Source organism: Peptoniphilus sp. HMSC075B08 (assembly GCF_001815405.1).
Classification (GTDB): Bacteria; Bacillota; Clostridia; order Tissierellales; family Peptoniphilaceae; genus Peptoniphilus_A; species Peptoniphilus_A harei.
On record NZ_KV820437.1, the window covers coordinates 54,787 to 76,799 of the forward strand.

A 22,013-nucleotide genomic window follows, 5' to 3' on the forward strand; every position below is an offset into this window, starting at 1 on the left:
TTTATAATAAGTTTCCAAGTCCCAATAGGGGCCTAGTCAATAAAAAATGGGACTTAAGTAAGAAAGACTTAATTAAAAAAAACTCATAAGAAAATATGAAGTCACTTTTTCTTGCAAATCTTCCCAAAATTACAGACCCACGAATGAAATTAAAAGCGTAAAAACAAAATTCCTTCTATTATATATGGAAGAAATATTCAAAAGAGAAAAATTATAAAAGACCAATAAAAATAAGATAAATATTACAAATGTAATAATTTTAAAAATAATTGGAGATCTAATAAAAAATATATTTATTAGATAAATAATATCAAAATTAGGTTCTTGTATTTTTATCTATGGAGAAAAGATTTCATAAAAATAAAAGGGTTTTACAAAAATAAAAAAATAGGTCAGGAAACCAGGGAGAGTCACAATATAAAATCAAAAAAATTAAAAAATCAAAAATTTTATTTTGAAGAAAAATTGTATAAAATAAATACAAAAAATATACTTATATAATACATATATAAATATTTAAAAATAAGTAAATATAGGAAAGCGCTATATTTAGGGAAAGTTACAAAAGTATTACATAAGATACATTGATAATAAGGCATGAATAAAAATGAAGATTCTTCGAGAGCATTCAAGAAAGACCGAAACAAGCCATTATCTAAGGATAATTTACAAAATAGGTATTGATATCTTTTTATCCTTGTATTAGAATGTATATATCATTACTAGAGAGTTACATATTTCCTAGTAAAGACTTATTACTGATTAAGAGATAGGAGAAAGAAAATGGATAATATTTTTAAAAGATTTACGTGCCTATTCTTGGCATTATTAATGATATTGGAGGTATTTAGTCCAGTCACAGCACTGGCTGCAGGATTAGTAGATGATACTAATTATGAAAACTCAAATTCAAATAAGGTTGAGAAAAAGATTTCCGATGAACTCTTTAATAAGCCGGCCGAGAAGACCAGTCAGAAGGATACTAGGAAGACCAATTCAAATAAGAAAGAAGAAGTACATAAAAATTCTTCTAACAAGCCTAAAGAAACAGGCAAGGCTCCTGAACTAATACCGGCTAAGAAAACAAAGAATGATTATGAATTCTTTGAAAACACACAAAAAAGTCAAGACAATCAAAAACAAGCTGAAGAAAAAGCTAAGGCAGAAGCTGAAGCAAAAGCTGCAGAAGAAGCAAAGGCCAAAGAAGAACAAGCTGCAAAAGAAAATGCAGAACTTGAAAAACAAAAACAAGAGCTTTTGAGAATCGAAGCAGAAAAACAAGCACAAGCAGCAAGAGCCAACGAAGCCGAAGCTGCAGCAGCCGAAGCAGAATATAGGGATGCTCGCCAAAAGAGAATCGAGCTAGAAAAACTATTAGAAGAAAAGTTAAAAGAAAAGGGTCTAAGGGACCAACAAAAACAAGAATCAGAAAAAAGTCTAAACCAGGAAAAATTAAATAAATTAGAAGATAAAAAATTAGAAGAAGAAGTCGCAGAAGAGGAAGAAGAAAAAGGTCTACTAGAAAAGATCAAAGAAGGCCTTGGACTTACAGACCTACAAAAGGCAGACAAAGAACTTAAAAAAGCACTCAAAAATAAGAAGAATGGTTTAGAAGAAATTCAAGCCCTACTTGATACTTTCGAAGATAAGTACGACTTGTCAAGAGAAGACCAAGCTAAACTAATGGCAGACAACACAGAAGCCTTCCAAGAACTTATAGAAAGAGACAGGGAAGAAAACTTCAGACCTAATATGTTTGTTGATTTGACAAAAACATTGGCAAACAAAAAATTTAATATCAAAACTAGATTTGATACATCGACAGCAGTTGGACCGATTAAAAAAGGGCAATACTTTATAATTCACTTAGACAAACAACTAACTGTAAAAGATGAATCTAGTTTAAAAAACATAGAGTACGGTGGACAAGTTATAGCAACTCCAAAGTATAATTCTACAGATAATACAATAACTTATACTATAACAAGAGATATAAATAAAAATATTAACGTACCAATTGATATACCTGTTGACTACAACATAGACAACATTAAGCTTAATGAAGACGGAACTTTTGTAGTAATCAATAAGGTATCAGGACTTGGAGTACAAGCGCCTAAAGATCTTTTACCACAAAGAGTTAATGAGAACGGTGAGGTAGTTGGATCCATTATCGAACCGGGTAGGGACGATGTTATCCAAATTATTGAACAAGACGATAAAAATTACAAGGTTAATATGGATGCAAATGCCACTCCTGTAATAAAAGACGGAGAACTTGTAGGATACGATTGGATAGTAAGAGTATCTGCAGATAGAGATTTAAACGAACTTGGTTATAAGGTTAACTTTACAACAGTAAAGGGATCTGGATTTGGAGATATCCAAAGTGATATTCAATTAGATGACAACGGCATAAAAGGAAGCCTTGGTATTAATGATTCTAAACACCATGCTCCAAAAGCAGGCATAAGAGAAATCACTTACAAACTTCACACACCTATAATAAGCAAGCAAACTTCCTATATGATGGACTTATCTGTAATACTAACTGCACAAAATAAAATCGGTGCAAAGAGAATCGTTATAGAAGAAGGCTGGCCAGAAGAAAAAGTAAAAGAAGCCACACCAAACCGTGTAGGCATGAACAACAGAACTACAATTCTTGGTGAGTTCACATCAAATGATGCCGCAAAATGGACAGTAACAGATGGAGTTTCAACTGGCGACACTGAAACAGCTCTACCATTAGAGAAAAGAGAACTTGGAAACCAAACATTTAATAACGGACAAGTTGCAGTTTATAAGATTGACCCATCTACTGGAATGATGGTTAAAGATGGAGCAACTGAAGTTGTAAATGAAATTCCTAAGAAAGAATCAAATCCAATAGGGAACCAACCAGTAGGTACAATTGCAGTATATGAATACGACACAAGCATTCCTACAGAAAACAAAGAACCACAAACACTTGGCGGAGTAGCAATATCAAGATACGAAGATCTTAAGATAAACCAATCTTGGACCCTACAAAAAGACCAAAAAATGCCAAGTCAAACTATTAAGGCAGTAGACCCTAATACAAATGATGAACTCGGAAAAGTTGATGTCCTTGCATCAGAAAACACTGATCCAAGTAGATCTATAACAATTCCACAAGTGAAAGTTTGGAATATAGATAATGGGAAAACTACAAAAGTTCAACCAGAGCTTATCCAAGAAAATTTCCCGACTACTGATAAAGATCCAAATACTGGAAAAACAATCAGATATTACGAAAACAACAACTATTATCTAAAAGAAACTGACGAATACTATATTCACAACGGTGCAACAGTAGATGAAATTCCAAATTTTGCTAGCTTTACACTTGTAAAGAAAGACAAAGAAGGCAATCCACTTCCAGGAGCTACTTTCAAACTCCTTAACGGACCTGAAGTAGTAACAGACGAAAATGGTAAGGCACTATTTTCTAATATAGAACCTGGACGTCATACTCTTAAAGAAACAAAGGCTCCAAAAGGCTTTAAAGTCAACACAGAAAATACAATTCTAAATGTTGACGAAAATGGCAGACTTTCAAAAGAAGGTGGACCTGGAACTTTAGAAGTAGGAGCTAACCCAACAGTTACAGTTGCTCATCAGGGCTATCCAGACTTTATGAACGCTATGCAATATGCGAGAGTGAATGAGGGTGGAACAGTTACAACCTACATCTATCTAAAGGCAAATGAATCCAAAGATGGATCCACAGACAAGGACACTAGGCTTAATCTAAGATTAAATGGAATAGACCCAGGAAAATTCAAGAACATTAAAGACGTCCAAGTCTATGACGTAAATCCAGACCATAGAGATTATCTTAGAAAAGAAATGATCCAACAAGGTGTTAATCAAGATGTTTTAAATCGTATAGGAAATACAAACGTCCTAAATGCACCAGATTCAAAGCCAATCAGAGCTTCTATATATCCTAGAGATCCTTATACAGAAAAGTTAGGTTATAGGATTACATTCCCAAAAGAGAGATTTGAAAGAGACTGGGGATTTTTAGTAGTAGCGAATTCACCAAAAGACACAAGCGTTACCTACGACTGGTTGATGGATGATTCTAATAAAGAAATAGTTGGAAACAACGCTAAACTACTGGACCAAACTATTACTCCTACTACAGCAGAAGACGCTAAGAAGGACACAACCCTTACTATCACAAATGAAGCCTTTCAAACTCGTCCTGTAGAAGTATTAAAAATCGATAAGGACAAAAAACCAATCCAAGGTGCAACTTTTGTTATAAAAGACGAAGCAGGAAATCCTATCACTACAGTGACTTCAGATGCTGAAGGTAAAGCATCCTTTGGAAATCTTCCAGAAGGCAAATATATAATAGAAGAAATTGAAGCACCAGCAGGTTACAACAAATCAAATGTTATTTTCAATGTAACAGTAGATGATTCAAATCAAGTAACTTATGAGGCTAAATTTAAAACAGGTGCTGGTAATCCAATAAACGGTAAAGATTACTGGATAGAAGATGAGGAACAAACTCAAGAAGATGCTAAAGCAGGAGTAAAACACGTAACTCAAACCTTATCTATCCAAGAAGGAGAAGAAGGTGACATTGGTAAAAGACCAGGTGTATGGGAAGCCTACAGACTTGAATCTTTAAAATACCACGCTGAAATTGAGCTTACAGACACAGCACCAGGGAAGAGATTTTCAATCCAATTTGACCCTAACCTTGACTTCACTCAATATTTTGGAGAGCTTCCTAAACTATTGATAAATGGTAAAGAAGTTGCAGATCCATACTTTGACTACAGTACAAATAGGCTGACTTATGTATTTAATGAAAACTCAGCTGGTGGTGAGGGTACTGCAAAGATTAACCTGAGAGGTATTATTCCAAGTAAATACTTTGCCCAATATGATGGAACTTATAACTTCACAATAACAGTTGAACCAGGTAAGGAAGGTATTACTGGACAACAAACAATAACACAACCTGTCAAGGCCAATTATGAAGATTATGACTATGACCCAGCAGCCAAAAAAACATCACAATCATATTACTTTAGAGATGTCTATAAGGGCGATGATGGCGAGTGGTATGTAACAGCTCTTGCATATTACAACCCTATTTATGCAAATGAGGGAGATAATGACACACTAAACTTCAACTGGAAGTCCACTAACTACCAATCTGGTAACTATGTTAACTGGAAAGGTAATGGTACAACACCAGCCTTTACTCTAAGAGATGTTAAAGTTTATAGGACAAGCCCAAACATCATCACACAACCTATAGAAGGCACTATATACAATAAGAAGATTAATAAAAATATGCCATTGTCATTTGGTATAAGGCCAGAACAAGATCCATCAACTTATCGTTTGTTATACAGCAGAAGTATTAATCCTAATCAAAAAATAACCAATGATAGACAAGGAAACATTACACTTAGCTATGATCCAAATAGGTTAAATCCATTTGGAACTATGAGGCAAAAAGGGCCTTTAGATGTACAAATGCCAAGTGTAGGGCCTTTCCCTAATTATGGTTATGTAGTTGAACAAACCTTCAAGATTGATGATATGAATAAGTTCAATAATACTTGGAGAGCCTTTAATATGTCCAATGGCGCCTTTAACTCTGCCTTTGTTACAAGAGCAAACTATAACAAGGCCGTTGGAGACCAAACAGGTGGAGAAATTCCAAAATTCTTCAGCCAAAAAGTTGGACTTTTCAACTATAAGTTTACACCAGGTAAATTTAGTATAGAGAAAGTAAATGAACTAAATAATAGTGAAAAACTATCAGGTGCAACCTTCTCATTGACAGATGAAGAAAATAACACAATTTATAGGACTACAGACGCAAATGGTAAAATAGATTTCACAGACCTAAAACCAGGATCCTATACACTAAAAGAAGTTAAAGCACCAGAAAAGTACAACAAATCTGAAAAAACTTGGACAATAGATGTAAGTAATGAAGGAAATGTAACAATAACTGAATTTAGTATAGGCTCAACTGGAAAACAATTAAGTGGAGATAATATCACACTTCAAGTTACCAACCAACCAGTTGCTAAAAAGTTTGTTGTCTACAAAAAAGACGGCGACAATAGACCACTGGAAGGTGCAGAATTTAAGCTAACTAAAAAAGACGAAACAAAGGTCTTTGCAACAGGCACATCAAATGACCAAGGTGTAGTAAGTTTTAATAAGGACTTGACACAAGGAACATATATCCTAGAAGAAACTAAGGCACCTACTGGCTACAATAAGCTAAATAAAAAATGGGTAGTAGAAGTAGATGCAGACAACAAAGTAAAAGTCTACAACTATGTAGAACCATCAGGAACAACAGACCCTGAAGTTAATAAGTCAATCCTTGGAGAGGTGGGAACAAAATGGGTTAATGTTGCAAAAAGACCACTTGATGGTTGGATTCTTGGAGATAACAGACAAACTGGTTGGTACAACAACTATCCAGTACCACATAAACTTGGTACAAGAATTGTTGCTAAAAATACTGACCAAAAATACGTTATCCAAAGATATGTAATAAACCCAGAAGCCGACTCAATAATTCTTAACAACGCATCAATCCATAGAGAAAAACCACAATTTACTAACATGGATTGGTATGTAGGTAATGGAGTTTATAAGATATTCCAATTAGATAAAGCAGTAGAAGGCAATGTAGAAAACATTAGACTTGAAAACTATGGCCTTACAGAAATAACAGATGTAAAAGCCTCAAGTCAAACTATCTCAGGCCAACCAAGACTTTATCTAGACTTTAACAACAGACAAATTACAAAACCTATTGTTATTGACGTAAAAGTACCTTACACATCTGAAGATGGTGGAGTAGGTACAGGAATGGACCTTAAAACTGATAAAGGCTTGTTCTGGAAATCTGACTACTACGATAGAGCCAACCAAATCGTTGAAGGCGAACCAGTTACAAAAACAGGTGAAGCTGGAAACATCAAGGGTGCATATATTTCAGAAGACTCACTTAACGTAACTAATACTCTTGACAAACAAAACTTCTCTTTCAAAAAAATAAGAGCAGGTTCTACAGATGCAGTTTCTGGAGCAACATTTAAACTTACTGGTCCAGAACCAAAAGAAGATGAAAGATATGCTAAGTCTGATGAAAATGGATATGTAAACTTCAGAGACCTAGAACCAGGATTTTACAAACTTATAGAAACAGGCGCGGCTCAAGGTTATGAAAAAGCCAATACAGATTGGACAGTGACAATAACTAGAGATGGCAAAACTTATATAAGAGATAACAAAGGTTCTCAAGGACCTAAATGGCAAAAAGTAAATGACTTAGATAAAGAAAATGCTGGAAGAGAAAGAGAATCATCTTCATACGATACAAATCCTTATAACTCTGGTAAAGCCAATAAAGGCTATATTACTGAAGTAGATAAAGCAAACAAGAAGTTCAGACAAGTATTTATTGTAAATAAACAAAGAAACTACTTGGATAATCCACAACTTGAAATCCACTTCTATCCAGAAAATAGAAATCTTTCTGAAGAAAACACAAAGATATTATCAATTAAAGAAGTAGGAGCAAATTCTGAACCTAATAAAATTGAAAATGCTGGAAAAGATGTACCATATACATCTAAAATAGAGACTAGAAGAAACAAAGAAGGACAAGACATTGATAGGTTTGTAATCAATACTACAGTTAACCAAAGTAAAACTCTTATGGTAGAAGTAGAATCAGACCTACCAGAATCAGGACCATTTGGTTTAGGTATGGACTTTAAGTATAGGGGAACTTACTGGGCAGCAGAGAAATATAACAGTCTAGATAGCGTAAGCCTAGATCCAGCACAAGAATCTCCTACTGATAAAAATGCGACAATAAAAGTTAATAAAGGAACTTGTGCAAATGCAATGAGAGTAGCATCTTATTCAGCAGTTACTTTATCAGAAGATCCAGATGTTATTACAGAAAAACTATTGGGAATAGGCAACACAGGTCATAAAGACTTTGGAATAAGTAACGTTATAGGTTATAAATCAACTTTTTCTGAAAGACTAGAAGATTTGAAAAAAGAAAATGCTCCATTGCAAGAATCCCAAGCCGCAGACAATGGTGGATTAGAAATTTCTGATGAACCAGTTCCAGAGGCACAAAGAGCTAGTGGATGGCAACCAATTGATCCAACAAGATCAGATGAACCAGATACAAGAGCAAATCCTAATAATCCAACAAGGGTTCATACAAAGATTACTGAAATCAACAAGGATACAAATCAGTTTAAGCAAATTTTCCTAATAAATGGAAATTACAATGCAAATGGAGATTTTAACCTTAATATCCATAGACAACCTAATGGATCATTATCGCAAAAAAAAGTGAATGTGAGGGTATTTACAGTTGGCCAAGGGTCTACTGTAGATGATTTAATATCGCCAGGAAAAGACCTATTCCTACAAGGGGTTACTGATGACAACAATATCAGTGGTCAAGTAAAAATAAGATTCAACAAAACGAAAAACAGTGGATTTAATCAAAAAAATCTATTTGCCATTGAAGTAATTTCATCCTACACACCAGGAACTAACCTAGGACTTGGTATGGACTATTACTACAATAGAAGTGGAGCTCCATCAAATTGGTTAAAATATTGGGGAGCACAAAGTTACTCTAATGATGCAGTAATAAACAAAGAAGGTCCAAAGACGGAAACTAGACAAGAAGAAGTAAGGACAACACTTCCAATTCCAACAGAAGCCACAAGAAGACCAAATTCTGAAATGTTTGTTGGAGAAGAAAAACAAGTTTTTGCTGGACAAGAAGGTTACAAGATTGATATCTACGAATTCACTTATATAGATGGGGTTAAACAAGATAATCCTAAATTTATAAGAAATAAAGAAACGGTAGATCCACAACCTAAAATAATTGAATATGGTACTAAGCAAAAACCTGGAGATACAAAATACGCTGTATCTTACAACACACCAGAGAACGGTACTTTGGAAGTAAGTCCAACATCAGCAAAAGCTGGAGAAACAATTACGGTAACAACTACACCAAATGATAACTACAAATTAAAATCTCTATATTATAGAGATGGAAATGGAAACCAAGTGGACATTCAAGGAAATAGCTTTAAAATGCCAGCTGCAAATGTAAATGTATTTGCTATATTTGAAGAAGATTCAACCCAAGGAACTTACAATGTAACAGTTACTCAACCAACAGAAGGTGGAACTATTGATGCTACACCAAAATCTGCTGCAAAAGATGTTGAAATAACATTAGCTGCAAACCCAACAAAAGGTTATGTATTAGATAAGTTCGCAGTAACTTCAAATGGACAGGAAATACCAGTAAATGGTAACAAGTTTAAAATGCCAGCAGGCGATGTAACAGTTACTGCAAGCTTCAAAAAATCTGATGACCCACTTGATAGCTTTACTCCAGAAGAAGGAAAAGATATCCTTATTAAGGATGAAGAAAACAATATTTGTAACTCATTAGAAATTACAAATAAAACTGGTGGACTTGGTCTTAAGATCCTAAAAAGAGATATCAATGACATTCCTCTAGAAGGAGCAGAGTTCACTATCAAGAAGATGACTGACGGAACTTATGAAAAAGAAGATAAAGACTTCACTCCACTTACTGGAAAATCAGATGTTAATGGTAACCTAGTCTTCAAAGACAAAGACGGAAAAGAAGTAAAACTTGAAAAAGGTTACTATGTTCTAACAGAAACGAAAGCTCCAGTAGGCTTTAAGGAAGCAGCTGATGACTGGAAGATTGAAGTTAAAGATGACGGTGGACGTATTTACGCTGAGTATAAGGGTCCACAAGAAACTACAGCAAGTCTTATCGAAGATAACAAAAAAGCAAATGCAGGTTCATCTTTTGATAACGCTGGAATAAAGTATTACTCAAGATTGACTTACTTGGATCCAGAAGCAAATACCTTTATCCAAAGAATCTATGTAGATACTAGGGGATATACAGGCAGTGACCAAGTCAATGTACAAATCACACCTAAGTACAAGAGAGAAGAAATAGACACTGCTGGACAACCTCCAGTGACAATAAAAGAAGGTGTCAAGACAGCCTACAGGACAACTTATGAAATCACAAATCCTGAAGCAAATGATGATGTTAATGCTAAAGCATATGATAAGATTTTAAGATCTTATGACTTATCTAAGAAAGATATGTCTATGGTAAACACTGCAAGGTGGAGACCATTTGACTGGGGCTTCGACGAAGACCAACTAAACTTAGGCAAGGGTGTTTATATCATCGACGTAGAAGGTTACTATGATGACTCCATAATTGATGGAGTTGTAACTAACGAAGTAAAACATGATGAAAATTACAACCTTCTTGATGAAAATGGACAAGTAATTTCAAATGAAGAACTTTTCAAAACTAAAGACCCTGCTAAGAAGGAGCCATATAAGAGAAGTGATATACCAGAAAATGACTTAGGTAAAATTGCTCTTAAGGTTGACTTCTTTGATGGAAAGAGAGAGTTCAAGCAACTTACTAAGTTCGATGAAAATGGCAATCCAGTTTATGAAGCTTCCAAGGGAGCATCCTTCCAAGGTGGTGCAGCAGTAGTTACAAAGGAAAAAAATGTAACAGAGTATAAAGCACCAGGTGCAAAATACGCAAACTTTGTAAGTAGGGAAATAACAGTTAATGGAAAGACTTATAAAACTGGTATAATTGACCCATCAATAGATGTAAATCCAACTTACACTGCTAATACAAGTATAAACCTAAAACCTATCTATACTTCAGACAAGGCAACTGAGATACCAAAAGATGGACTAGTGGTTGAAAATGAAAGAGAAAAATTCAATATCACCTTCTCTAAACACGGACGTGATAATCCAGAAGACGATCTTAATAGTAAAATAGTAACTGAAAACAGACTTGAAGGTGCAATATTCAAGCTTCAAAAACAAGTTGCCGGTGGATATGAAGATGTACCGGGATCAACAGTATCTTCTGCATTTAATGGATACTTTGGATTTAGAGGTCTTGAACCAGGTCGTTACAAACTAATTGAAGTTAGACCACCTAAGGACTATGCACCACTTAAGGGAGCTGTTCTCCAATTTACAATAGCCTATGAAAAGGGCGATATTGATAAAGAAACTGGAGAAATCACACCAGGTAGAGGTGCAATCACTCTTGAATATGACAATGCCAACGGAATTATCCAATATGCAGGTCAGAATGCAGAAGGTTCAGGAAAACTATTAGACTATGTAACATCTGCCACTGCTAAGAACATGGGTAAAATCATCAATAATAAACCAGGAAAAGGTAAAGTTGAAATCAACAAGAAAGATCTAGATGGAAAACTTGTTGAAGGAGCAGAATTTAAACTTACAAGAACATCTTTGGCGAAAAACGAAGATGGAACTACTCCAAAAGATGCAACACAAACTGGTACAGTTGGTCAAGATGGTAAATTAGTATTTGACAATCTAATCATTGGTAACTACGAACTTGAAGAGATAAAACCTGGAGACGGCCACCAAAATATTGGACAAAAATGGAGATTCACTGTAGGTGGAGAAGGCTTAGACCCATATTCTGGACCAATCGCAAGAACAGGACAAGATTTGACAGATAAGATTAGTCTTGAAAGTTCTAAAATGGAAATTATCAAACCAGATAAGGATCCACAAACAGCGACAGCAAACACAATCTATCCTAACTCAGCTCATCTATTATCGTTCGACAATGATTATAAAATAGCTGATGGAACTGTAATAAAACCTGGAGATTATTTCCAACTAGAACTAAGTAAATATACAGACCTTTACGGAATCTACAACAAAGATTTAGTATCAGGACTTGATATATTTGCAGATGGAATAGGTACAATAGCCAAGGCTGAATATGACGACCAAAATAATGTGATAACTTACACATTTACTGAGTATGCCAACACTTATGAACTTACAGACTTTAAGAACAAATTAATATCTCACATTGACAGGTTTGCATTTAGGCCTGCAAATGACAAGGCAGTTTTTAAAGATGTTCCTGTAGGATTCAAGATGAAGGGAAATACTCAAGAACAATATCAAAATATTGATGTTATATTCGACGCAGGAACTCATATGACTGTTCCAAATGAATATAGAAGTATGCCAAATATATCATCTAAGATAACTTACTTTGATAACAAGACTGGTGAGTTTGAGCACATTATCTATGTAAATAGAAATCAAAGGAATATTTTTGATGGTACTCTAAAATATACACCAGGCATGGATGTTGAAAATGCTAGCTTCAATGTATACAAGGTCAATTATAATTATATAAGCCCTAACTACCAATATGGTAATTATTATAAGAACTTAATATTACCTCCATCTTATGCAGTTAATATTAATAACTTTGTAAACCAAGGTTATATCTCTTCATTCAGTAACTATTATGGAGAAATAACTAAAGAAAAAGGTCTAGAATATACTTTCCCTGATGTCTACAGAGACTATTATGGAAATTATAACTATTCACTAGGCGCAGAAGACACTTATATAATAAGAGTTACTGGTAATATCAAAGGTGACGACAAGAGCTTCTATGAAGCGACAACAAACCTTGATAGATATAATAGCGACGGTAACACATATATGGGTGTGGAAAGAAAAGACTATGTCTATGCTTTATTAAATGAAAATACAGCTAGTGGTAAACTTGAAATAACTGCTATAAATCCAAAGAATGAAATCAACTTCAAGAAGATTGATCAAGAGGGTAAACCACTAGAGGGCGCAAAATTTGCTCTTCTTAAGTTCGATACGATCACTAAGAATTGGCCAGAAACACCAGTATCTGGATCAGAAAAAACTTCAGGCGAAGATGGTTTAATCCATTACGAAAAACTATCTCCTGGTAAATATGCCCTTATAGAAATCGAAGCTCCAACAGGCTACAAGAAGATAGAAGGACATATAGAAGAATTCACAGTAGAAGCAAATGGTACAATCACAAGACTTGTAGAAAAACCAAAAGAAACAACAGAAACTACTGAAAACTCTTCAGCATTGGCAAATGTAGCAGGCAAATTAAAATCTGTAGCTCAGGCAATAGCTGGTGAAACTAGTGAAAAAGTAAGTCAAGCAGCTGGAACAGCTCCAATAAATGTTGTAAACTACAAAGACATTGAGTTTATAAAAGTTGATGGAGATAAGAAAGAAACTTTCTTACCAGGAGCAGAATTCGAAGTTTGGTATAAAAAGACTGAAGAAGAAAAATATGCACCTTATACGGTAACAAAAGACGGTAAAGAAGTAACTAAGACAGTGACTTCTGGTACAGATGGTAAATTTGTACTAAATCCAAGCAAACCAGGCTACTATGCACTTAAGGAAATTAAGGCACCTGAAGGTTACACTAAGATGCCAGGCTGGATCAAAGAATTCAAGCTAGAAAATGGAAAAATCCAAGTGCTTGAAAAAGATTTGAATAAAGCAACTCACAAGACAAGTGCTAAGTCACTCATCACAAGTGAAATAATTTCAGTTGATAAAGATAAGGGAACATTCAAACAAAGAATTATTATTAACCCTAACCACACTGAAATGACAATTCCATCTTACGAGTCCTATATCCGTATCAAGGAAAATGACTGGAAGATAACACCAAAATATAAAGAAAACCATACAAATGGTGTTGGTGGAGAGGTCAATGTAGCTCTTCTTGAGAAAGACGGAGATAAAACTATAGCTGACTTAACTAAAGATGACTTCAAGCAATATGACGCAATTAGTTTCCAAAGCGCAGGAGGTATTGTAGGTTCAAGATACGGCCTAAAGGAAATGCTTGGAGAAACATCTACAACAGATAAACCAATTACTACAACAGATTCAATAGTAATGGAATTCACAGGTAAGCTTGATGCTAACAATACAACAAAAACTGCCGACCAACTATTTGAACTAGTATTTGACACACAAATAGACGACTCTATTGAAGACAAGTTAGACATAAGTATATTGGCAGGCGATAAGCCACTTTATGGAGATTATGACACAACAAAAGCAATAGAGATAGAAAACCGTAAGGCGGAATATCCTCTTACTGGTGGCAGGGGTACTCTGATATTTACTCTTGCTGGGCTTGTGCTTATGAGTGCGGCGGCTTATGTTTACAGCAGGAAGAGGGGTGTTTCTTATGATGAATAGTTATAGGGACACCAGGAAAAGTCCTCTTATGACGAGTTGTTTTAAGGACACTAGGAAAAGTCTTCTTACGACGAATAGTTATAGGGACAAGAAGAAAAGTCTTCTTATGATGGATAGTTATAGGGACAAGAAGAAAAGTCCTATTATGACGAGTAGTTTTAAGAATGCTAGATCTAATCTTCTGAGGCTGAAATTTTATAGAAAATGTAAGGCGGTAACTTTTGTGACAGGGGGCCTCGTGGCCGACGAGAGAAGGTGGTTGTCCTATGATTAATAGTATTAAGGACAAGAAGAGGCACCCTCCGTAAAGTACTTGTGAAAAGTGCAAGTCAAAATCAATGTTAAATGAATAGAGAGTGGAGGAGGGAAGTCCGGTGGTCCACCCTCATAGATGAAAGGGCCACGCACCCACTCTCTCATTCATAAAACACTAACACCTAATTAATAAAGAGGTGGCATATGGAAACTAATGATAATTTTAACGAGCAACTAACAATTGGGAGAATAAAAAACAAAAACTCATATTTAAAAGGATTATTTAGCTTAAAGCGAGAATACCAATTAAGTTATAAGAAACATTGTTTTTTACAAGATCCTCAATATATGGATGTTCAAGAGATAATTGATTATATTCAAATTAATTATGTAAATTATCAAGGTAAAAATGAAAAAGCAAAGTTAATAAATGACTTAGTTGTATTAGAAAACTATAAAGATGATTTAGAAGAGAATATTGCAATACGTAAGAATATCTTTAATATATGGACATATTTTATTACGATATCTGTATCTCTAATAACATTGCAAAATATGTTGTCTCAATTAGGTGAAATAGGATCAGGAGAAAAAGGCGAAAGTAATGAAACGGTACTACCATATACTGGGCCTTCAACGGAGATTCAAAAAATTTTAATAATTTGCGTTTTAATAGCTATATTTTATAAGTTGATTATATCTTATAGAAATTCTACCACTAATAGATTAAAGACAGTCAATCAGTCTATACGTGTATTAGAAAATTTAAAGCAACATTATTATTAAGAAAATTATTGCCCAAGGGCAAGGTAAGTTAAGGTAATAATTTACTGTTAATTAGGACAGTAAATAATTATAAAAATTTATAATAAGGAGTTATATTATGAACAAAAAGAAAATTTTATCACTAATCATGGCATTAGTGATGCTAGTGGGAGTATTTTCTCCACTAACAGCACTAGCAGCTAATGACGCTGTTACTGAACCAACTGGTACGTTAGGAAAAGATCAACTTTCAGAAACTAAACCAGAAACAACTGAAGTTAATATCTTCAAGTTAGTAACAAAAGAAAACTACAAAGCAGGAGCACCATGGAAGCATAATGGTGGAAAAATTGATGACATTGGATCATTAGGCTCAGGAGTAGAAGCTTTAAAAGGAGCTCAATTTACATTCTACAAAATCAATGGAGACAATGATGTAGAAAATGAAAAAATCCTTGAACTTTTAAAAGCAAATCCAGAAAAGTTTGAAACAAAAGAACAAATGGATAACTTAATCAAAAATGGAGCAACTGGATTAAAAGCAAGTAAAGCAGATAAAGACATGAAATCAATTGATGCTGGTAAACTTGCAATTGCAACTGGTACTGGTTTAACTGATGGTCACACTGCAGATACTGATGTTAATGGTAAAGCTACTGTTAGTCTTGGCGATGGATATTACTGGGCAGTTGAAAGTAAAATTCCTGAAAAAGTAACTGGACAAATTGCTGTTCCATTCGGTCTAACTCTTCCATTAACAAACCCAGTTGATGTTGATGATGTTAAAGCTGGTAAACAATACCTAAAAACTCTATACATCTATCCAAAGAACCTTCAAACAGATAAGGTAAAAATCGACAAGAACCACGCAACTTATGATGCTGATTCTAAAAAATGGAAAGACCAAAATGGAAAAGAAATAGCCGATGCAGATTTAGGTGCAGATTATAAAAAATATCAAGAAGCAAAGAAAACTGTTTCTGCTCAATTAGATGAAAATGTACCTTATGATTCTAAGACAGAAATTCCAAGAAACTATAAGTTTGAAACTTTCTCTTGGCAAGACGTTATGGGCGAAGGCCTAACTTATAACAAAGACTTAAAAGTTACAATTGATTATACAAAGATTAATGATCAAGGTGTAGAAGAAAAAGTTGAAGGCGAAGTATTTATTGACGAAACAACAGGACAAAACTTCATTACAAGAAGTAATGATAACGGATTTGATATTACTGTAAAAAAAGCTGATGTAGAAACAACACTAGTAGAATATTTAAAGAATGGTCCGGTTACATTCCACTTCTCATATTCTGCAAAGATGAACAATAATGCAGTTGTAGATAAACCTCAACTAAACAGTATTACATTTACACCAGGAGAACCTAATGGTGGTGGTAAAGTAACATCTGGAGAAGATGAATCTATTACAGTAACTAAGACTTGGGATAAAGATAAAGCTCCTACTGTAAGTGAAGTAACTTACTATGTTGAAGATGCTAATGGCAATACTGTTGCATCCGTAACTCTAAATAATAAAAATACAGCTGGAGAAAAAATCGTAGCAGGTCCTGGAATTGAGTTCGTTGTTGGAGATAACTGGTATTCAGGTAAATTTACAGGGTTAGAAGCAAATAAAGAATATACTGTAAGAGAAGCTGTTGTAGGTTATGACCCAACTTATACTCCTAATGGTTCAACACTTGGAATCGACAACAAGACTAATCCAGACACATTAAAACCAACTGAACCAAAGGCAGAATTCCACGGAAAGAAATTTGTTAAGCATGATCAACTAGATGAAAAAAAGAGACTATCTGGTGCAGAATTCGTTATTAAAAATGGTAATGATAAGAATGCTAAATATTTAGTAGTAAAATCAAATGAAACAAAAATAGCTGAAGTTGAAGCTGTAAAAACAGCTAAGGCTGAATTAGATAAAGCAATTGAAGCTTACAACAATCTTTCAGCAGAACAACAAGCTGGTACAGAAGGCACTAATGCAAAGAATACTATTGATGAAAAACAAAAAGCATACAATGATGCTGTTATCGCTTCAAGAACAAAATTTGAATGGGGAGATAAAGCTGACGCTTACGTGTTAGTTTCTGATGCACAAGGTCGTTTTGAAATCACAGGACTTTCTGCCGGAACTTACTATCTAGAAGAAATTAAGGCTCCATCAGGATACGCTTTAAATGATAAAGCTATCGAATTTACTGTAAAGCATGGAACATATAATGGGGATAAAGCAACTGAACTACAATACAATGAAGCAAACGCTGATAATGGTTATGGACAAAAAGTTCCAAATAAGAAAGTAACTATCCCACAAACAGGTGGTATGGGTACTGTATTATTCACAATCGTTGGTATTTCTCTAATGGCTGGCGCTGTTGTTGCTATGAAGAGAAACAGAGAAGAAGCTTAATCTTATTAAGTAAGATATTTTGAGATATTTTTCTCAAAGAGGTTTAATTATTTAAATCTAATGGGAGGGGGCAACCCCTTCCTCTACATATTATGATAGAGGGGTAGAGATGAAGAAGAGAATTAAAGATTTAATAATTTTATACATGATGGTAACTATGGTCTTCCTACCTCTTAATGTTTTAGGAGCATCATCTGTTACCATCGATATTAAGACAAGGGAAAGTTTAGCTAAAGAGGACCTGGAAGGCAGGACTCTTGGTATTTGGAAAATCAATGACAAGTTCATTGATACTGAGATGGATAAGACCAATCTTGTGACTATACTTGATAAGCTTAGTGAGGAAGAACTGGACAAACAACTTGCTAATAAGGCTGACAAGTGGATTGTAAGCCCTAAGGAAAAAGACGATTATAAGGTTACGCTTGATCTTGAGCCTGGCACTTATTATATTAGGGAACTTGGAAACAGTAAGGAAAGGTTCATTGAGTCTGCTGTTTTTAGTACAGTAGAGACTAATATTACTAAGTTAAAGTGGGGACTAAAGGTTAATCCTACACCTCCACCACCACCTCCAGAAGAGCCACCTCATGAAACTCCACCACCACCTACTCCACCTAATTCTGTTCGTCTCTTTAAGTACAGTGACGATGGAAGGGGTCTTGTTGGTGCTAAGTTCCAACTTCTTGATGAGGATGGGAATGTGGTGAAGACAAGGGCCTACACTATGGACCCTAAGGGGACTGAGGAGGTCTTTGAGACTGACAAGGATGGTTTTATTGTTATAAGGAATCTTGAGCCTGGTGTCTACTTCTTCAAGGAAGTGGAGGCGCCTTTTGGTTATGAGATTGTGGATGAGATGAGTCAATTCACTATCTTCGAAGGCCAAGCTGCCGAGTTAAGTGTCCTTAACAAGAAGAAGCTTGGGTCTTATAATTTCTATAAGACTAATGAGAAGAGAGATGTGGGCCTTGGTGGTGCTGAATTTGTCATCACTCAAAAGGTCGAGGGTAAGGACCAAAGGGTTCAAAGGGATGGCAAGGACCTTGTTTTGAAGTCTGGCGATGACGGCAAGTTCTTTGTGAGTGACCTTCCTTATGGTACTTATGAAATTTGGGAGACTAAGGCTCCTGATGGTTATACTCTTTTACAGGGTTCTTTAAAATTTGAGATTAATGACAATTCTTTTGAAAAAGTCCTAATTATAGAGAATACTACTAAGCCACCTATTCCAAAGACTGGGGATATTACCCTAATTGTGCTTGTGATTGCAGGTGCAATTATGATAGGATTGGGTAGGTTTATGATCAAGGACAAGAATTAAGAGGGGCTCCTTGGGAGCCTCTTTTTTATGGGTGAAAAGATGAGTAAAAAAAAGAAAAAATCTAATAAGTTATTTATTTTTATTTTTGTTTTGGGTCTGGGGATTCTTTCTTATCCCCTGATCTCCAATTGGTATTACAGGATTGAGGCCAACAACCAGGTTGCCGACTACAAGGAAGCCAGGGACCTCTTAAGTGATGAGGAAATCCAAAGGAGGCTTAGACTAGCTCAGATTTATAATGACAATCTGGGGAATGTGACGCCTAAGGACCCTTACAGTGAAGAGGAGAAGCACAAGGCCATAGAGAATTATGCTCAGATGCTGGAGCTTAGGACCAAGATTGGTACTATTGAGGTGCCTTCTATTGATGTGGACCTGCCTATTTATGCTGGGACTAATGAGGAAATCTTGCAAAAGGGGGCTGGCCACTTGGAGGGAACTTCTCTTCCTATTGGTGGGGAGTCTTCTCACACTGTTATAACGGCTCATTCTGGTCTGCCTTCTGCTAGGCTTTTTACGGACCTTGAGAAGGTGGAGATGGGGGACAAGTTTTACATCAACTACATTGGTGGTGTCTTGGCCTACCAAGTGGACCACATTGATGTCATTGATCCTTCTGATTTTTCGCAACTTCTTGTTGTGCCAGGCAAGGACTATGCAACTCTTCTTACTTGTACGCCAATTATGATCAACACTCACAGGCTTATTGTCCGTGGTCACAGGGTTCCTTATGTGCCTGAAGAGGACGACAAGGTTAGGGAAGATGTTGGCAAGAACTTAGATATTGATAAAAGACTTATCATTCTCTTAATTTTTGCTATAATAATCTTATTGAGGTTTATTCTTGATAGGAGAAGAAAGAAGAAGGCTGCCAAGAGGGAAGCTGACAGGCTAAGGAATATTGAGATGGCAAGGATGAAGGACCAAGAGAATATAAGTAAGGATTCTAATGGGAATTCTATTGATAACTCTGATGGAAATTTAAAGGATAGGAAGGCTGGAGAGGACCATGAAGGAAAAATTTAAAAGGAATTGGAAGATTATTCTTCTTTTTATCACTGGTTTTTTAATTGCTTCTTATCCCATTATCTCCAATTGGTATTACACTGTGGAGAACAACAATCAAATTGTGGACTTCAAGGAAGCTGTTGATGAGATGAGTCAGGCTGAGATTGACGAGAGGATTGACCTGGCTCGTGCATATAATGAAACCTTGGACCCTTCAAAGCTGGCTGACCCCTACACTGACAGGGAGAAGAAGGGTGTGGAAAACTATGCCCGTATGCTAGAGGCCAGGGAAAAGATTGGTTATCTTGACGTGCCAAAGATTAACCAACAGATTCCAGTTTATGCCGGTACTTCTGAGGATGTCCTTCAAAAGGCCTGTGGTCACTTGGAGGGGACTTCTCTTCCTATTGGGGGCAAGTCTACCCACTCTGTTATCACTGCCCACAGGGGTCTTCCGCAAGTCAAGCTCTTTAGGGACCTTGACAAGATGGAAGTGGGAGATGTTTTCTACTACACTAACGTTAAGGAAACTCTCGCCTATCAAGTGGACCAAATTCTCGTTATTGAGCCGTGGAATTTTGATCCTGTCCTAGTTGTTGAGGGAAAGGATTATATGACTTTACTTACTTGTACGCCTTACATGATTAATTCTCACAGGCTCCTAGTTCGTGGTCACAGGATTCCTTATGTGCCAGAGGAAAAGGAAGAGGCTGAAGATAAGGCTAAGTTTAACTACAAGGACTTAATTGTGCCTGGTTTTGTTATTCTTCTTCTTATTATCATTATCTTTATCTATATTAAAAGACGCAGGAGGAGACGTTATGAAGGCTAAGTCTAGGGTCATAATTGGATATATCTTTATCTTGTTGGGGATATTTTTGCCCCTACTTGCCTTTACTTCTATGTCTTATAGGGAGATTATGGCAGATAAGAATTATGCTTCTTTTAAGGCCAAGGACAGTCAAGTGACTGATGACTTGATTGATTACAACAAGAAGGTTGTCAAGGGAAAGAGCAATATTATTGACCCCTTTGACAATGAGGAATACCAGGGTGCTCACGATATCAAGGGGATTGACAAGGACGAGGTTTTTGCTTATCTCATTATCCCCAAGCTTGACATGAAGAAGCCGATTTATCTTGATGCCACTTATGACCATCTTGACTGGGGAGTTGCCCAAGTTGAGGGGACAAGTCTTCCCCTTGGTGGGATGTCAACTAGGTCTGTCATAGCCGGCCACAGGGGCTGGTGGGGTGACCTCATGTTTTACAATGTTGACAAGCTAGAGGATGGAGATGAGATCTTAATTGACGGTCGCACAGGTCTTCTTGAATACAGGGTCACTGGGACTGATGTAATTTCTCCTAGTGATTGGGAGTCCATCCTTCCAGTTCCAGGCAAGGACATGGTGACGCTTTTAACTTGTCATCCAAAGAGGCCGCCAAGACCTAAGAGGCTACTTATCAATGCCGAAAGGGTTGAGGAAAAGAAGGTTTCGGAAGAAGTTCTTGTGGAAGAAAAGACAGAAGTAAACTATTTAAAATATGTGATCTATGGAATTACTCTTATTGGATGGATCGCCATGGTCTTTGTTTTCTTTAAGATGCTGGGATATATTAGGTCTTATAAGAGAAGGTCTAGGAGAAGATAGGAGTAGCTTGATGGGAAGAGCCTGGCAACAGCCAGGCTCTTTTGTTTTGTGTTTTTGTTTTTAGTTTGTAAAAAAGAAAAGCTCTTGCCCGAATATCTCATTCCAAAAATTGATGTTTTCTAAATCTCGACCTTCTAAAATCGCAAACTCGCTTCGCTCAAACAATGCGATTTTGGCCGAAGGTCTTCGATATGAAAGCATAACAATTTTTTACATAGGATATTCTTAGCAAGGAGCTTTTTTTATATACATAGTAGTCTTCATGGAATGAAAAATCTTATCCAGTGAGAATTAAGGAACACAGATTTTTGACAAGTAAAAATCTGCGGGCAGACTTATCAAAATTTCT

Annotated in this window: 8 protein-coding genes; all 8 read left to right on the top strand. The window is 35.8% G+C overall.

Annotated features, from left to right (window positions below; translation table 11 throughout):
* Window positions 1–783: 783 nt before the first annotated feature.
* The 8 genes from HMPREF3023_RS02370 to HMPREF3023_RS02405 all read left to right on the top strand — a co-directional run bounded on the left by HMPREF3023_RS02370 (window position 784) and on the right by HMPREF3023_RS02405 (window position 21,664).
* The gene (locus HMPREF3023_RS02370) at window positions 784–14,232 is read left to right on the top strand and encodes a SpaA isopeptide-forming pilin-related protein (protein ID WP_070700254.1); all 13,449 of its coding nucleotides are present in this window, start codon (window positions 784–786) and stop codon (window positions 14,230–14,232) included.
* Window positions 14,222–14,506, top strand: a complete 285-nt coding sequence (locus HMPREF3023_RS02375) for a hypothetical protein (protein WP_070700255.1) — start codon at window positions 14,222–14,224, stop codon at window positions 14,504–14,506. The genes HMPREF3023_RS02370 and HMPREF3023_RS02375 overlap by 11 nt, the downstream gene beginning before the upstream one ends.
* A gap of 185 nt (window positions 14,507–14,691) precedes the next feature.
* Entirely contained in the window at window positions 14,692–15,273 is a 582-nt protein-coding gene (locus HMPREF3023_RS02380) for a hypothetical protein (protein ID WP_070700256.1), read from the top strand.
* Between the two features lie 97 nt (window positions 15,274–15,370).
* A complete protein-coding gene (locus tag HMPREF3023_RS02385) occupies window positions 15,371–17,680 on the top strand; it encodes a SpaA isopeptide-forming pilin-related protein (protein ID WP_070700257.1) in 2,310 nt (769 codons plus the stop codon).
* Window positions 17,681–17,789: 109 nt separating this feature from the next.
* Window positions 17,790–19,004, top strand: a complete 1,215-nt coding sequence (locus HMPREF3023_RS02390; RefSeq protein WP_070700258.1) for an MSCRAMM family protein — start codon at window positions 17,790–17,792, stop codon at window positions 19,002–19,004.
* 39 nt (window positions 19,005–19,043) lie between these two features.
* Entirely contained in the window at window positions 19,044–20,030 is a 987-nt protein-coding gene (locus HMPREF3023_RS02395; protein WP_070700509.1) for a class C sortase, read from the top strand.
* A complete protein-coding gene (locus HMPREF3023_RS02400) occupies window positions 20,014–20,844 on the top strand; it encodes a class C sortase (RefSeq protein WP_070700259.1) in 831 nt (276 codons plus the stop codon). Before HMPREF3023_RS02395 ends, HMPREF3023_RS02400 begins: the two co-directional genes overlap by 17 nt.
* A complete protein-coding gene (locus tag HMPREF3023_RS02405) occupies window positions 20,834–21,664 on the top strand; it encodes a class C sortase (RefSeq protein WP_070700260.1) in 831 nt (276 codons plus the stop codon). Before HMPREF3023_RS02400 ends, HMPREF3023_RS02405 begins: the two co-directional genes overlap by 11 nt.
* The last annotated feature ends 349 nt before the right edge of the window (window positions 21,665–22,013 follow it).

Coding starts and splice junctions, on each gene's coding strand:
- HMPREF3023_RS02370 (WP_070700254.1), top strand. CDS start 784: ATGGATAATATTTTTAAAAGATTTACGTGCCTATTCTTGGCATTATTA.
- HMPREF3023_RS02375 (WP_070700255.1), top strand. CDS start 14,222: ATGATGAATAGTTATAGGGACACCAGGAAAAGTCCTCTTATGACGAGT.
- HMPREF3023_RS02380 (WP_070700256.1), top strand. CDS start 14,692: ATGGAAACTAATGATAATTTTAACGAGCAACTAACAATTGGGAGAATA.
- HMPREF3023_RS02385 (WP_070700257.1), top strand. CDS start 15,371: ATGAACAAAAAGAAAATTTTATCACTAATCATGGCATTAGTGATGCTA.
- HMPREF3023_RS02390 (WP_070700258.1), top strand. CDS start 17,790: ATGAAGAAGAGAATTAAAGATTTAATAATTTTATACATGATGGTAACT.
- HMPREF3023_RS02395 (WP_070700509.1), top strand. CDS start 19,044: ATGAGTAAAAAAAAGAAAAAATCTAATAAGTTATTTATTTTTATTTTT.
- HMPREF3023_RS02400 (WP_070700259.1), top strand. CDS start 20,014: ATGAAGGAAAAATTTAAAAGGAATTGGAAGATTATTCTTCTTTTTATC.
- HMPREF3023_RS02405 (WP_070700260.1), top strand. CDS start 20,834: ATGAAGGCTAAGTCTAGGGTCATAATTGGATATATCTTTATCTTGTTG.